At 70.6% G+C, this 13798-nt stretch carries 9 protein-coding genes; 7 read left to right on the top strand and 2 right to left on the bottom strand.

What is annotated here, in order from left to right:
- Positions 1–157: 157 nt before the first annotated feature.
- The 4 genes from ABZ471_RS07790 (at position 158) to ABZ471_RS07775 (ending at position 4571) form a co-directional block, all read left to right on the top strand.
- Positions 158–841, top strand: coding sequence for a TetR family transcriptional regulator (locus ABZ471_RS07790; protein ID WP_359063573.1), 684 nt, complete (start codon positions 158–160; stop codon positions 839–841).
- Between the two features lie 85 nt (positions 842–926).
- Entirely contained in the window at positions 927–1865 is a 939-nt protein-coding gene (locus ABZ471_RS07785) for a PrsW family intramembrane metalloprotease (protein ID WP_359063571.1), read from the top strand.
- Positions 1866–1958: 93 nt separating this feature from the next.
- Positions 1959–2198 carry a heavy-metal-associated domain-containing protein gene (locus ABZ471_RS07780; RefSeq protein ID WP_359063569.1) on the top strand — a complete coding sequence of 80 codons (240 nt, stop codon included), beginning with the start codon at positions 1959–1961 and terminating at the stop codon, positions 2196–2198.
- 123 nt (positions 2199–2321) lie between these two features.
- The gene (locus tag ABZ471_RS07775; protein ID WP_359063567.1) at positions 2322–4571 is read left to right on the top strand and encodes a heavy metal translocating P-type ATPase; all 2250 of its coding nucleotides are present in this window, start codon (positions 2322–2324) and stop codon (positions 4569–4571) included.
- Between the two features lie 792 nt (positions 4572–5363).
- On the opposite strand, the gene ABZ471_RS07770 is transcribed toward ABZ471_RS07775, so the two are convergent.
- Both ABZ471_RS07770 and ABZ471_RS07765 read right to left on the bottom strand, forming a co-directional pair.
- Positions 5364–6653, bottom strand: a complete 1290-nt coding sequence (locus ABZ471_RS07770) for a citrate synthase (RefSeq protein WP_359063565.1) — start codon at positions 6651–6653, stop codon at positions 5364–5366.
- A gap of 241 nt (positions 6654–6894) precedes the next feature.
- The gene (locus ABZ471_RS07765) at positions 6895–9150 is read right to left on the bottom strand and encodes an ATP-dependent RecD-like DNA helicase (protein WP_359063563.1); all 2256 of its coding nucleotides are present in this window, start codon (positions 9148–9150) and stop codon (positions 6895–6897) included.
- Between the two features lie 139 nt (positions 9151–9289).
- Here ABZ471_RS07765 and ABZ471_RS07760 point away from each other — a divergent pair, with 139 nt between their 5' ends.
- From ABZ471_RS07760 to ABZ471_RS07750, 3 genes are read left to right on the top strand one after another with little or no spacing between them, the layout of a single operon-like run.
- Positions 9290–10330, top strand: a complete 1041-nt coding sequence (locus tag ABZ471_RS07760; RefSeq protein WP_359063561.1) for a LacI family DNA-binding transcriptional regulator — start codon at positions 9290–9292, stop codon at positions 10328–10330.
- Entirely contained in the window at positions 10327–11847 is a 1521-nt protein-coding gene (locus ABZ471_RS07755) for a sugar ABC transporter ATP-binding protein (RefSeq protein ID WP_359063559.1), read from the top strand. The genes ABZ471_RS07760 and ABZ471_RS07755 overlap by 4 nt, the downstream gene beginning before the upstream one ends.
- Positions 11837–13786: a substrate-binding domain-containing protein gene (locus ABZ471_RS07750; RefSeq protein ID WP_359063558.1), complete on the top strand. Its 1950-nt coding sequence runs from the start codon at positions 11837–11839 to the stop codon at positions 13784–13786. Before ABZ471_RS07755 ends, ABZ471_RS07750 begins: the two co-directional genes overlap by 11 nt.
- Positions 13787–13798: the final 12 nt, after the last annotated feature.

The following is a 13798-nucleotide window of genomic DNA, read 5'->3' as shown; positions in this document are numbered from 1 at the left end:
GCGGTGTCCCCTTCACCGTGACCCATGTCTGTACAGGCAGGCAGCATGGATCGGTCATTGCCATAAACTGGCAAACACGAGAGATCGCTCGCGTTTCCCTAGAATGCGAGCGACCGCTCGCGTTTGTCAATCGCCTTCGAAGGGCTGGGGATAAAGCGTGTCCGACACCTCGGAGAAGGAGCGGCCGGAGAGGGAGCGACCGGAGAAGGAGCAGCCGGAGAAGGAGCAGCCGCGCCGCCGCCAGGCGCGCGGCGAACGCCGTATCGCACAGCTCCTCGCGGCCGCCGCCCAGGTCTTCTGCACCACCGGCTACACCGCGGCCAGCACCAACGCCATCGCCCGCGAAGCAGGCGTCTCGCCGGGCACGCTCTACCAGTTCTTCCCGAACAAGGAAGCGATCGCGATCGAGCTGGGCGACCGGCTCATGCACGAGATGCGGGAGACCTACGGCGAGGCACTGGCCCCCGTGGACCCCGCCACTCCGCTGGAGGAGGCCATCGGCGCGGCCGTGGACCGGTTCATGGCCTTCAACACCGAGCACCCGGTCTTCTTCGCACTGATGCACGGCCCGGACATCCCGGGCGGGATCGCCGAGGCGCACGACCAGCTGCACACCACCCTGATCGACCGGATCGAGGACCTGCTCGCCTCCCTCCTGCCCGAGACCTCCCCGGCCGACGTCACGCGCACGGCCCACGTCTGTCTCGGCATCTACAAGGCCGGCCTGGAGCTGGTCCTCGCCCACGAGGGCGCCGAGCGGACCGCCTACGTCCGGGAGGTCAAGGACGTCCTGGTCCGCTACCTCGAACCCCTGGTGGGCGACCGGCTCGGCCGCACGTGACCCCACGGCGGTCCCCGGACTGCAGCACGGGGTGCATCTGCCTAGAGTGCGGATAGATCGCCCAGCAGGAGCCCTAGGGGACCACGTGACCCACTCTCCGCCGCCCGGCATGCCACGCGCCCGCATTCCCGGCCCCCAGCAGCCTCCGCCGCCGTACCCGCGCATCGGCGCCGGCCTGTGGAAGCGCTGCCTGGGCGGCGGGCTCGCCCTGTGGGGGCTGACCGCACTGGTGGCGTACGCGACGCAGAGCACCACGCCGCTGCCGACCCTCATCCTGCTCGGCGGCTTCCTGGTCCCCGTCGTCTTCGTGCTGTGGGCCTACGAGCGGCACGGCCGGGACCTGGGCGTCAGCGCGATCCTCGGCTGCTTCCTGGCCGGCGGCACGCTCGGCGTGCTCGGCGCCTCGGTGACGCGGTCCCATCTCCTGCACCCCTCACTCGGACTGTTCACCGGCGCCGGCCTGATCGAGGAGGCGGCCAAGCTGGGCGCGCTGGTGTTCACGCTGCGCCGGCAGCCGGGCATCCGCGGGATGCGGGCCGGGCTGGTGCTCGGCGCGGCCGTCGGCTTCGGCTTCGCCGCCCTGGAGAGCTGCGGCTACGCCTTCCACGCGGCCGCCTCCGCCGACGGCATCGGCTTCAGGACGCTCCTGGAGACGGAGTTCCTGCGCGGGGTGCTCGCGCCTTTCGGCCAGGGTCTGTGGACGGCGATCGCGGGCGGCGTGCTGCTCGCCCGCCGCCGCCCGAACGGGCACTTCCGGCTCGCCACGCCGGTCGTCGGCACCTGTCTGGCCGTCTCGGTGCTGCACGCTCTGTGGGACGCCACGCACGGCATCGCGATCTGGCTGGCCACCCGGCTCTCGGGCACCGGCCTGGCCCCGGAGCTGTTCGCACAGGGGCACCTCCCGCAGCCCGGCGCCGCACAGGAGCACCTGTTCACGCTCTTCTCGGACGGCGGCCTGGTGCTCGTCGCCGTGGCCGGCGTTGCCTGGGTCCGGTCGCTGGCACACCGGGACCCCTCTTGGTGAAATACCCCCTAGGGGTATAGCCTGGCGACTATGGGGTTCCATCGTTGGCCCCATCGGCCCCACACGCCGACACGCCTCGACGAGGAGTACGACATGACCGCCCAGACCGACACCGCGGGCTCCGTCACCACCGTGTACAAGGTGACCGGCATGAGCTGTGGCCACTGCGAGGGATCCGTCTCCGGTGAGATCTCCCAGATTCCCGGCGTCAGCTCGGTCAAGGCCGTCGCGTCGACCGGCGAGGTGACCGTCGTCTCCCAGGCTCCGCTGGACGACGAGGCCGTCCGCGACGCCGTCGACGAGGCCGGCTTCGAGCTGGCCGGCAAGGCCTGAGAGCAGGACCAGAGCGACCGGGCCCGCCCCAGGGCGCGGGCCCCGCATCCGTTCCCCGAGCGGGCCGTGCCGACCAGCTGATACTGGATCCGCACGGTCCGGTCCGATGTCTGGAGTCCGGACATGACCAGCACCACCGCAGAGACCGCGGGCGCGATAGGCAGCCCCGCCGAGGTCGAACTACTCATCGGCGGGATGACCTGCGCCTCCTGCGCAGCCCGGGTGGAGAAGAAGCTCAACCGCATGGACGGGGTGAGCGCCACCGTGAACTACGCGACGGAGAAGGCGAAGGTGAGCTTCGCCGAGGGCGTCCAGGTCGCCGACCTGATCGCGACCGTCGTGAGGACCGGCTACACGGCCGAGGAGCCCCCGCCGCCGGAGCCCGAACCCGCGGCCGGGACCGAGGACACGTACGAGCAGGACCCCGAACTCGCCGCCCTCCGGCACCGCCTGCTCGTCTCCGCGCTGCTCGCCGCCCCCGTCGTCCTGCTCGCCATGATCCCCGCGCTGCAGTTCGACAACTGGCAGTGGCTCTCGCTCACGCTCGCCGCGCCGGTGGTCGCCTGGGGCGGCCTGCCCTTCCACCGGGCCGCCTGGACCAACGCCCGGCACGGCGCCGCCACCATGGACACGCTGGTCTCGGTCGGCACGCTGGCCGCGTTCGGCTGGTCGCTGTGGGCGCTGTTCTTCGGCGACGCGGGCATGCCGGGCATGCACGACGAGTTCCGGTTCACCGTCTCGCGCATGGACGGCGCCTCCACCGTCTACCTCGAAGTCGCTGCCGGAGTCGTCGCGCTGATCCTGCTCGGCCGCTATCTGGAGGCCCGCTCCAAGCGCCGCGCGGGCGCGGCACTGCGCGCACTGATGGAGCTGGGCGCGAAGGAGGTCTCCGTACTGCGGGACGGACGCGAGGTGCGGGTGCCGGTGGCCGCGCTGGCCGTGGGCGACCGGTTCGTCGTGCGGCCCGGTGAGAAGGTCGCCACCGACGGCACGGTGGTCGAGGGCGTCTCCGCGGTGGACGCGGCCATGCTGACCGGCGAGTCGGTGCCGGTGGACGTCGGACCCGGCGACCAGGTCACCGGCGCCACGGTCAACGCGGGCGGCCGACTGGTGGTCGAGGCGGCCCGGGTCGGCGCGGACACCCAGCTGGCCCGGATGGCGAAGCTGGTGGAGGACGCGCAGAACGGCAAGGCCGAGGTACAGCGGCTCGCCGACCGTGTCTCCGCCGTGTTCGTCCCCGTGGTCATGCTCATCGCGCTCGGCACCTTCGGCGTATGGCTGGGCGTCACCGGGGACAGCGTCGCCGCGTTCACGGCCGCCGTCGCCGTGCTGATCATCGCGTGCCCCTGCGCGCTCGGCCTCGCCACGCCCACCGCGCTGATGGTCGGCACCGGCCGGGGCGCCCAGCTCGGCATCCTCATCAAGGGTCCCGAGGTGCTGGAGTCCACACGCCGCGTCGACACCGTCGTCCTGGACAAGACCGGCACCGTCACCACCGGCCGGATGACACTCCACGAGGTGTACGCCGCCGACGGCGAGGACGAACGGGAGGTGCTGCGGCTCGCCGGCGCCCTGGAGCACGCCTCCGAGCACCCCGTCGCCCGGGCGATCGCCGCCGGCGCCGAGAAGCTCACCGGCCGGCTCCCCGGGATCGAGCACTTCGAGAACGTCCCCGGGCGGGGCGTACGCGGGCGCGTGGAAGGCCGCGAGGTGGCCGCGGGGCGGCTGTACGACGTGCTCCCGCAGGAGTTGGCCCGGGCCGCCCGCCAGGCCGAGCAGGAGGGACGTACGGCCGTCACGGTCGGCTGGGACGGCCGGGCCCGCGGGATCCTCGCCGTCGCCGACGCGGTCAAGGCGTCCAGCGCCGAGGCGATACGCGAACTGCGCGCGCTCGGGCTCACACCGGTGCTGCTCACCGGTGACAACCGGACGGTCGCCGAGGCGGTCGCGCGGACCGTCGGCATCGACGAGGTGATCGCCGAGGTGCTTCCCGAGGAGAAGGTGGACGTCGTACGACGGCTGCAGGGCGAGGGGCGCGCCGTGGCGATGGTCGGCGACGGCGTCAACGACGCCGCCGCACTCGCCACCGCCGACCTGGGGCTCGCCCTGGGCACCGGCACGGACGCGGCGATCGAGGCCGGCGATCTGACGCTGGTGCGCGGTGACCTCCGGGTGGCCGCGGACGCGATCCGGCTCTCCCGGCGCACCCTCGCCACCATCAAGGGCAACCTGGTGTGGGCCTTCGGCTACAACGTGGCCGCGCTGCCGCTGGCCGCCGCGGGCCTGCTGAACCCCATGATCGCGGGCGCCGCGATGGCCTTCTCCTCGGTGTTCGTGGTGACCAACAGTCTGCGCCTGCGTAGTTTCCGCTGAAGTGCCCAGGGGTTACCGCGGGTTAGCCCCAGCAGAAGTAAGAGTCCCTCTAGAGTCGGGCGCGAGCCTCACATAAGCTCTTCACAAGGCTCGCGCATCATCCTTACGCTTGGGCCTCGATCGCCGTATCGGGGCTCTTGCGCACCTAAGGGACATATGCAAGAGACGCAGATCACAGTGATGCGAACGTAACCATCGAAGGGGTTCGAAGGTCTAAGTTGGCGATGTCAGTCCAGCGTCTTGGGGGGCGCTGACTGGCATCTGGGGATGTCTTGGGGGACTTCCTCAGAGATGCGTTGCCGGGGCACGTACACCGGGGAGCTTTGAGCGGCCCTCCCAGCGTGCGTTGTCCCGGCAGACCGCACCGCATCACTGGAGTACGACGGGTTTTGCTCGTTGTGCTCAGACAGCGATTCAGGCGCTGTCCTCTCCGAGCGCCCGGCCGGATCCCGTGGGGGGAATCCGTACCGGGACATGGGAAGGCGCCCTGGTCGTCGGCCCGTGGGGGGACTGGCGACTCAGGGCGCCTTCTGCTGTGCGCCTCGGCCACTGATTCAGGGCCCGCCGAACCGGCAGGCCCTGGCACTCAGCGTGTTCCGCACTCCTCGACCGGAACGAAGTCCCGCTCCACCACACCGGCGGCCGTGCTGCCCCGGAAGACAACCCCCGGACCCCCGGCCAAAGGCCCGGAGCCACCGCACTCCCAGACCGACAGACCCCGGCAGGCGTCCGCCGCAGGAGACCGCCCCAGTGACGGGGCACCAGGAAATCGGCGCCCCTCACCGGCAGGTGTCAGCGCTCCTCGACCGGAACGAAGTCCCGCTCCACCACACCGGTGTAGATCTGGCGCGGGCGGCCGATGCGGGAGCCGGGCTCCTTGATCATCTCGGTCCACTGGGCGATCCAGCCCGGGAGCCGGCCGAGGGCGAACAGGACCGTGAACATCTCGGTCGGGAAGCCCATGGCGCGGTAGATCAGGCCGGTGTAGAAGTCGACGTTCGGGTAGAGGTTGCGCGAGACGAAGTAGTCGTCGGAGAGCGCGTGCTCCTCCAGCTTGAGCGCGATGTCCAGCAGGTCGTCGGACTTGCCGAGGGCGGAGAGGACGTCGTGCGCGGCGGCCTTGATGATCTTGGCGCGCGGGTCGAAGCTCTTGTAGACCCGGTGGCCGAAGCCCATCAGGCGGACGCCGTCCTCCTTGTTCTTCACCTTGCGGATGAAGGCGTCGACATCGCCGCCGTTCTCCTGGATGCCCTCCAGCATCTCCAGGACGGACTGGTTGGCGCCGCCGTGCAGCGGGCCCCACAGGGCGGAGATGCCGGCCGAGATCGACGCGAACATGTTGGCCTGGGACGAGCCGACCAGGCGGACCGTCGAGGTCGAACAGTTCTGCTCGTGGTCCGCGTGCAGGATCAGCAGCTTGTCGAGCGCGGAGACGACGACCGGGTCCAGCTCGTACTCGTCGGCCGGCACCGAGAACGTCATGCGCAGGAAGTTCTCGACGTAGCCGAGGTCGTTGCGCGGGTAGACGAACGGGTGACCGATCGACTTCTTGTACGCGTACGCCGCGATCGTCGGGAGCTTCGCGAGCAGGCGGATGGTGGAGAGGTTGCGCTGCTTCTCGTCGAACGGGTTGTGGCTGTCCTGGTAGAAGGTGGACAGCGCCGAGACGACCGAGGACAGCATGGCCATCGGGTGGGCGTCGCGCGGGAAGCCCTTGTAGAAGTTCTTGACGTCCTCGTGCAGCAGGGTGTGCCGCGTGATGTCGTTCTTGAACGTGGTCAGCTCGTCGACGGTCGGCAGCTCACCGTTGATCAGCAGGTACGCCACCTCGAGGAAGGTGGAGCGCTCCGCCAGCTGCTCGATGGGGTAACCGCGGTAGCGGAGGATGCCCGCCTCGCCGTCGAGGTAGGTGACAGAGGATTTATAGGCGGCCGTGTTGCCGTAACCGCTGTCCAGAGTCACCAGACCGGTCTGGGCGCGGAGCTTCCCGATGTCGAAGCCCGTGTCACCGACGGTGCTGTCGACCACCGGGTAGGTGTACTCGCCGTCGCCGTACCGCAGTACTACAGAGTTGTCGCTCACGTCTTCCCTCACCCGACGTAGTGCCTCATCTTCGAGGTGCCCTGACTGTCTCTACCATCCCCCATTTGGCTCAGGAGAGTGCACTCGGGGTCGACCATTGGGCCTATTGGCGGCACTCAGTGCCGCCAACCTGCTCATCCTGCCCCCTCCGACCGGCATCTGGAAGTGCTCTGTGACCTTTGCGACTCGTTTGATCGATCATTTTTTGTGATGCAGGTCGCCGTCCCCTGGTCAGGGGCGGTCAGGAGCCGCGCAGTCTGAAGTCCAGTGCCGTACCGCGCCGCCCCGCCGACACCGTGCGCACCGCCTGTCCGATCGCCTTGCGTGAACCGACGAGGACGACCAGACGTTTGGCCCGTGTCACCGCCGTGTACAGCAGGTTCCGCTGGAGCATCATCCATGCACCGGTGGTGACGGGGATCACCACGGCGGGATATTCACTGCCCTGCGAACGGTGGATCGTCACCGCGTACGCGTGCGCCAGTTCGTCCAGTTCATCGAATTCGTACGGAACCTCCTCGTCCTCGTCCGTCAGCACCGTCAGACGCTGGTCGACCGGATCGAGCGAGGTGACAACGCCCACGGTGCCGTTGAAGACGCCGTTCTTGCCCTTCTCGTAATTGTTGCGGATCTGGGTGACCTTGTCGCCGACGCGGAAGACGCGGCCGCCGAACCGCTTCTCCGGCAGGTCGGGCCGGCCGGGCGTGATGGCCTGCTGGAGCAGGCCGTTGAGGGCGCCTGCGCCGGCCGGGCCGCGGTGCATGGGTGCGAGCACCTGCACGTCCCGGCGCGGGTCGAGCCCGAACTTGGCCGGAATCCGACGGGCGGCCACGTCCACGGTGAGCCGGCCGGCCTCCTCGGTGTCGTCCTCCACGAAGAGGAAGAAGTCCTTCATGCCGTCGGTGAGCGGATGCTGCCCGGCGTTGATCCGGTGCGCGTTGGCGACCACACCGGACTGCTGGGCCTGCCGGAAGACCCGGGTGAGCCGCACGGCCGGGATCGGGCCGCCCTCGGCCAGCAGGTCGCGCAGCACCTCCCCCGCGCCGACGCTGGGCAGCTGGTCCACGTCCCCCACGAAGAGCAGGTGGGCCCCCGGCGGCACCGCCTTCACCAGCTTGTTGGCGAGCAGCAGGTCCAGCATGGACGCCTCGTCCACGACCACCAGGTCGGCGTCCAGCGGGCGGTCCCGGTCGTAGGCCGCGTCGCCGCCGGGCTTCAGCTCCAGGAGCCGGTGGACCGTGGAGGCCTCGGCGCCCGTCAGCTCGGCGAGCCGCTTGGCGGCGCGCCCGGTGGGGGCGGCGAGCAGCACCTTGGCGCGCCGGGCGCGGGCCAGCTCCACGATCGAGCGGACCGTGAAGGACTTGCCGCAGCCGGGTCCCCCGGTGAGCACGGCGACCTTCTCGGTCAGCGCGAGTCTGACCGCCGCCTCCTGCTCGGGGGCGAGGTCGGCACCGGTGCGGGATCTCAGCCAGCCGAGCGCCTTGTCCCAGTTCACGTCCCGGAACGCCGGCATCCGGTCCTCCTCCGTGCGCAGCAGGCGCAGCAGCTGGGCGGAGAGGGCGAGTTCGGCGCGGTGGAAGGGCACGAGGTAGACGGCGGTGACGGGCTCCGCATCGCCGTCGGGCCCGGGCACCTTCTCGCGTACGACCCCGGGATCCTCGCCGTCCTCCGGTGTCCGGGCCAGCTCGGCGAGGCACTCGATGACCAGTCCGGTGTCGACCTGGAGCAGCTTGACCGCGTCCGCGATCAGCCGCTCCTCCGGCAGGAAGCAATGGCCCTGGTCGGCGGACTGCGAGAGCGCGTACTGGAGGCCCGCCTTCACGCGCTCCGGGCTGTCGTGCGGGATGCCGACGGACTGGGCGATCTTGTCGGCGGTGAGGAAGCCGATGCCCCAGACGTCGGCGGCCAGCCGGTAGGGGTGGTTCCTGACGACGGAGACCGACGCGTCCCCGTACTTCTTGTAGATCCGCACGGCGATGGAGGTCGACACCTCGACGGTCTGGAGGAAGAGCATGACCTCCTTGATCGCCTTCTGCTCCTCCCAGGCGTCGGCGATCTTCCTGGTGCGCTTGGGGCCGAGGCCCGGGACCTCGACGAGCCGCTTGGGCTCCTCCTCGATGATCTTGAGGGTGTCCAGGCCGAAGTGCTGGGTGATGCGGTCGGCGAAGACCGGGCCGATGCCCTTGACCAGCCCGGATCCCAGGTAGCGGCGGATGCCCTGGACGGTGGCCGGCAGGACCGTCGTGTAGTTCTCGACCAGGAACTGCTTGCCGTACTGCGGATGCGAGCCCCAGCGGCCCTCCATCCGCAGGGACTCGCCGACCTGGGCCCCGAGCAGCGCGCCGACCACCGTCAGGAGGTCGCCGGCGCCTCTGCCGGTGTCGACCCGGGCGACCGTGTAGCCGTTCTCCTCGTTGGCGTACGTGATGCGCTCCAGCACGCCTTCGAGCACGGCGAGCCGCCGTTCGCCCGTGGAGTTCCCCGCCTGTTGAGCCATGATCCGACGGTACCGGCGGGGTCTGACATCACGATCCGGTCTCAGCAAGTCGTTGAGGGCTTGATTAACAGCCGTGTAATCGATTCCAATCCTCCGTACATGGTGATGTAAACGATTCCACGAGGAGGTGGAGCGGCGCATGGCGAGCATCAAGGACGTCGCCGCCGCGGCGGGCGTCTCCGTCGCCACGGTCTCGCGCGTCCTGAACGAGCACCCGTCGGTCAGCGCGGACGCACGCGCACGCGTACTGGCCGCCGTCGAGGCGCTGGGCTACCGCCCGAACGCCGTCGCCCGTTCCCTGCGCACCGACCAGACCCACACGCTCGGCCTGGTCATCAGCGACGTACTCAACCCGTACTTCACCGAGCTGGCCCGCTCCGTCGAGGAAGAAGCCCGCGCCCTCGGCTACAGCGTGATCATCGGCAACGCCGACGAGCGGCCGGACCTCCAGGACCACCACGTACGGACCCTGCTGGACCGCCGCATCGACGGTCTCCTCGTCTCCCCCACCGACGGCGGCTCCCCGCTGATGCTGGACGCCGCGCGCGCGGGGACGCCGATGGTGTTCGTGGACCGGTGGATCCCGGGGGTCGAGGTGCCGGTCGTACGGGCCGACGGGCGCGAGGCCGTACGGGATCTCGTCGCGCATCTCCACGGCCTCGGGCACCGGCGCCTCGCGATCATCGCGGGGCCGGCGGCGACCACGACCGGCAGCGAGCGCGTCGAGGCCTTCCGGGAGGCGATGGCCGAGTACGGGCTTCCCCTCCCGGACGCCCACATCGGCCAGGGCGACTTCCAGGCCGAGAGCGGACGGCGGGTCACCGAGGGCTTCCTCGACCTGCCCGAGCCGCCCGAGGTCGTCTTCGCCGCGGACAACCTGATGGCACTCGGTGCCCTGGACGCGATCCGCGCGCGCGGGCTGCGCGTCCCGGACGACATCGCGCTGGCCGCGTTCGACGACATCCCGTGGTTCGTGCACACCGATCCGCCGATCACCGCGATCGCCCAGCCCACGGGCGAGCTGGGCCGGGCCGCCGTACGGGCCCTGGTGGACCGCATCGAGGGACGGGACGTCCCCTCGTCCGTCACCTTCGCCGCCCGTCTCGTCGTACGCCGCTCGTGCGGCGAGCCGGCTCCTCAGGAGCCGTCCCCCTCCCCCGTGCAAAGGAGCGCGTCGTGAGCGACCCGGACGAGTTGCTGCGCATCGAGGGCATCCGGAAGACCTTCCCGGGCGTGGTGGCGCTGGACGGCGTCGACTTCGACCTGCGCCGCGGCGAGGTGCATGTGCTGCTCGGTGAGAACGGCGCGGGCAAGAGCACGCTCATCAAGATGCTCTCCGGTGCCTACACGCCCGACGCCGGGCGGATCCTGGCCGGCGGCGAGGAGGTGCGCATCCACGGCGCGCCGGACTCCGAGCGCCTCGGGATCGCCACCATCTACCAGGAGTTCAACCTCGTACCCGACCTGACGGTCGCCGAGAACATCTTCCTGGGCCGCCAGCCGCGCCGGTTCGGGATGATCGACAGGAAGCGGATGGAGGCCGAGGCGGACGTCCTGCTCGCGCGCGTGGGCGTGGACGTGTCGCCACGCGCGCGTGTCCGTGAACTCGGCATCGCACGCCTGCAGATGGTCGAGATCGCCAAGGCGCTCAGCCTGGACGCGCGCGTGCTGATCATGGACGAGCCGACCGCCGTGCTCACCTCGGAGGAGGTCGAGAAGCTCTTCTCGATCGTGCGCGCGCTGCGCGAGGACGGCGTCGGGATCGTCTTCATCACCCACCACCTGGAGGAGATCGCCGCCCTCGGCGACCGGGTCACCGTCATCCGGGACGGCAAGAGCGTCGGGCAGGTCCCCGCGGCCACGCCCGAGGACGAACTCGTCCGGCTCATGGTGGGCCGTTCCATCGAGCAGCAGTACCCGCGGGAACGGGCCGAGCGGGGCGCCGCGCTGCTGTCCGTCGAGGGTCTCACCCGCGACGGTGTCTTCCACGACGTCGGCTTCGAGGTGCACGCCGGCGAGGTCGTCGGCATCGCGGGACTCGTCGGGGCGGGCCGTACCGAGGTCGTACGGGCCGTGTTCGGCGCGGACCCGTACGACGAGGGGGCCGTGCGGGTCTCGGGCACCGAGCTGAGGCGCCACGACGTGAACGCGGCCATGGCGGCCGGGATCGGGCTCGTGCCCGAGGACCGCAAGGGCCAGGGGCTGCTGCTGGACGCCTCCGTCGAGGAGAACCTGGGTCTGGTGACCATGCGGGCGGCGACCCGGGCCGGGCTGGTGGACCGCCGGGCGCAGCACACGGCGGCCGAGCGGATCGCGGGGCGGCTGGGCGTGCGGATGGCCGGGCTCGGCCAGCACGTGCGGACCCTGTCCGGCGGCAACCAGCAGAAGGTCGTCATCGGCAAGTGGCTGCTGGCCGACACCAAGGTGCTGATCCTCGACGAGCCGACGCGCGGCATCGACGTCGGCGCCAAGGTCGAGATCTACCAGCTGATCAACGAACTGACGGCCGCCGGCGCCGCCGTCCTGATGATCTCCAGCGACCTGCCCGAGGTGCTCGGCATGAGCGACCGGGTGCTGGTGATGGCCCAGGGCCGGATCGCGGGCGAACTCTCCGCCGACGAGGCCACGCAGGACGCGGTGATGTCCCTCGCCGTGAGCACCCCTACTACCGAACTGGAGGCTCCCCGTGGCCGCTGACACGCTCAAGAGCACGACGGGCGCGGGTGGCGCCCCGGGCGGCCTGCGCCGCCTCCTGCTCGACAACGGCGCGCTGACCGCGCTGATCGTCCTGGTCGTCGCCCTGTCGGCGCTGTCCGGTGACTTCCTGACGGCGGACAACCTGCTCAACGTCGGCGTCCAGGCGGCCGTGACGGCGATCCTGGCCTTCGGTGTGACCTTCGTGATCGTCTCGGCGGGCATCGACCTGTCGGTCGGCTCGGTGGCCGCGCTGTCGGCGACCGTGCTGGCCTGGAGCGCCACGCAGCACGGCGTGCCGGTCGCGCTCGCGGTCGTCCTGGCCGTCGCCACGGGCATCGCCGCGGGCCTGGTGAACGGTTTCCTCATCGCCTACGGCAAGCTGCCGCCGTTCATCGCGACGCTCGCCATGCTGTCGGTGGCGCGCGGACTGTCGCTGGTGATCTCCGGGGGCATCCCCATCCCCTTCCCGGACTCGGTCTCCCACCTCGGGGACACCCTCGGGGACTGGCTGCCGGTGCCGGTGCTGGTCATGGTCGTGATGGGTCTGATCGCCGCGCTCGTGCTCGGCCGGACCTACATCGGCCGGTCGATGTACGCGATCGGCGGCAACGAGGAGGCCGCCCGCCTCTCGGGCCTGCGCGTCAAGAAGCAGAAGCTCGCGATCTACGCCCTGTCCGGCGTGTTCGCAGCCGTCGCGGGCATCGTGCTCGCCTCCCGGCTGTCCTCCGCGCAGCCGCAGGCCGCCGACGGCTACGAGCTGGACGCGATCGCCGCGGTCGTCATCGGCGGCGCCTCGCTGGCCGGCGGCACCGGCAAGGCGTCCGGCACGCTGATCGGCGCGCTGATCCTCGCGGTCCTCCGCAACGGCCTCAACCTCCTGAACGTGTCCGCCTTCTGGCAGCAGGTCGTCATCGGTGTCGTCATCGCGCTGGCGGTGCTGCTGGACACCGCGCGCCGCAAGGCGGGGGCGACCGCGGTGACCACCGGCGGCGGGGGCGACAAGCGCAAGCAGGCGACGACGTACGCGCTCGCGGCCGTGGTCACCGTCGCGATCGTCGGCGCGACCTCCTTCCTGCACGGCGGCTCCGCGTCCTCGACGACCCCGAGGATGGGTCTGTCGCTGTCCACCCTCAACAACCCCTTCTTCGTGCAGATCCGGGCCGGTGCCCAGGCCGAGGCGAAGAAGCTGGGCGTGGACCTGACCGTCACGGACGCCCAGAACGACGCCTCCCAGCAGGCCAACCAGCTGCAGAACTTCACCAGCTCGAACCTCGGCGCGATCATCGTCAACCCGGTGGACTCGGACGCGGCGGGCAACGCGGTGAAGGCGGCCGACAAGGCGCGGATCCCGGTCGTCGCGGTCGACCGGGGCGTCAACAAGGCCTCGGTGGACGCCCTGGTGGCCTCCGACAACGTGGCCGGTGGCGAGCTGGCCGCCAAGGCGATCGCCGAGAAGCTGGGCGGCCGGGGCAGGATCGTGATCCTGCAGGGCCAGGCGGGCACGTCCGCCGCCCGCGAGCGCGCGCAGGGCTTCGCCGCCGGACTCAAGGCCTACCCGGGCATCCAGGTCCTGGCCCAGCAGCCCGCCGACTTCGATCGCACCAAGGGCCTCGACGTGATGTCGAACCTGCTCCAGGCCCACCCGGACGTCCAGGGCGTCATCGCCGCCAACGACGAGATGGCACTCGGCGCCGTCAAGGCGCTGGGTTCAAAGGCCGGCAGCTCGGTCCAGGTCGTCGGGTTCGACGGCACCCCGGACGGCCTGACCGCGGTCGAGGACGGCACGCTGTACGCGTCGGTGGCACAGCAGCCCACCCAGCTGGGCAGGATCGCCGTGGACAACGCGCTGAAGGCGGTACAGGGCAAGAAGGTGGAGCCGACGGTGAAGGTGCCGGTGAAGGTGGTCACGAAGGAGAACGTCGCCGGGTTCACCGGCTGAGGTACCCCGGAG

The organism is Streptomyces sp. NPDC005728 (genome assembly GCF_040630895.1).
Lineage (GTDB): Bacteria > Actinomycetota > Actinomycetes > Streptomycetales > Streptomycetaceae > Streptomyces.
This window is presented reverse-complemented; position numbering and strand designations above follow the sequence as displayed.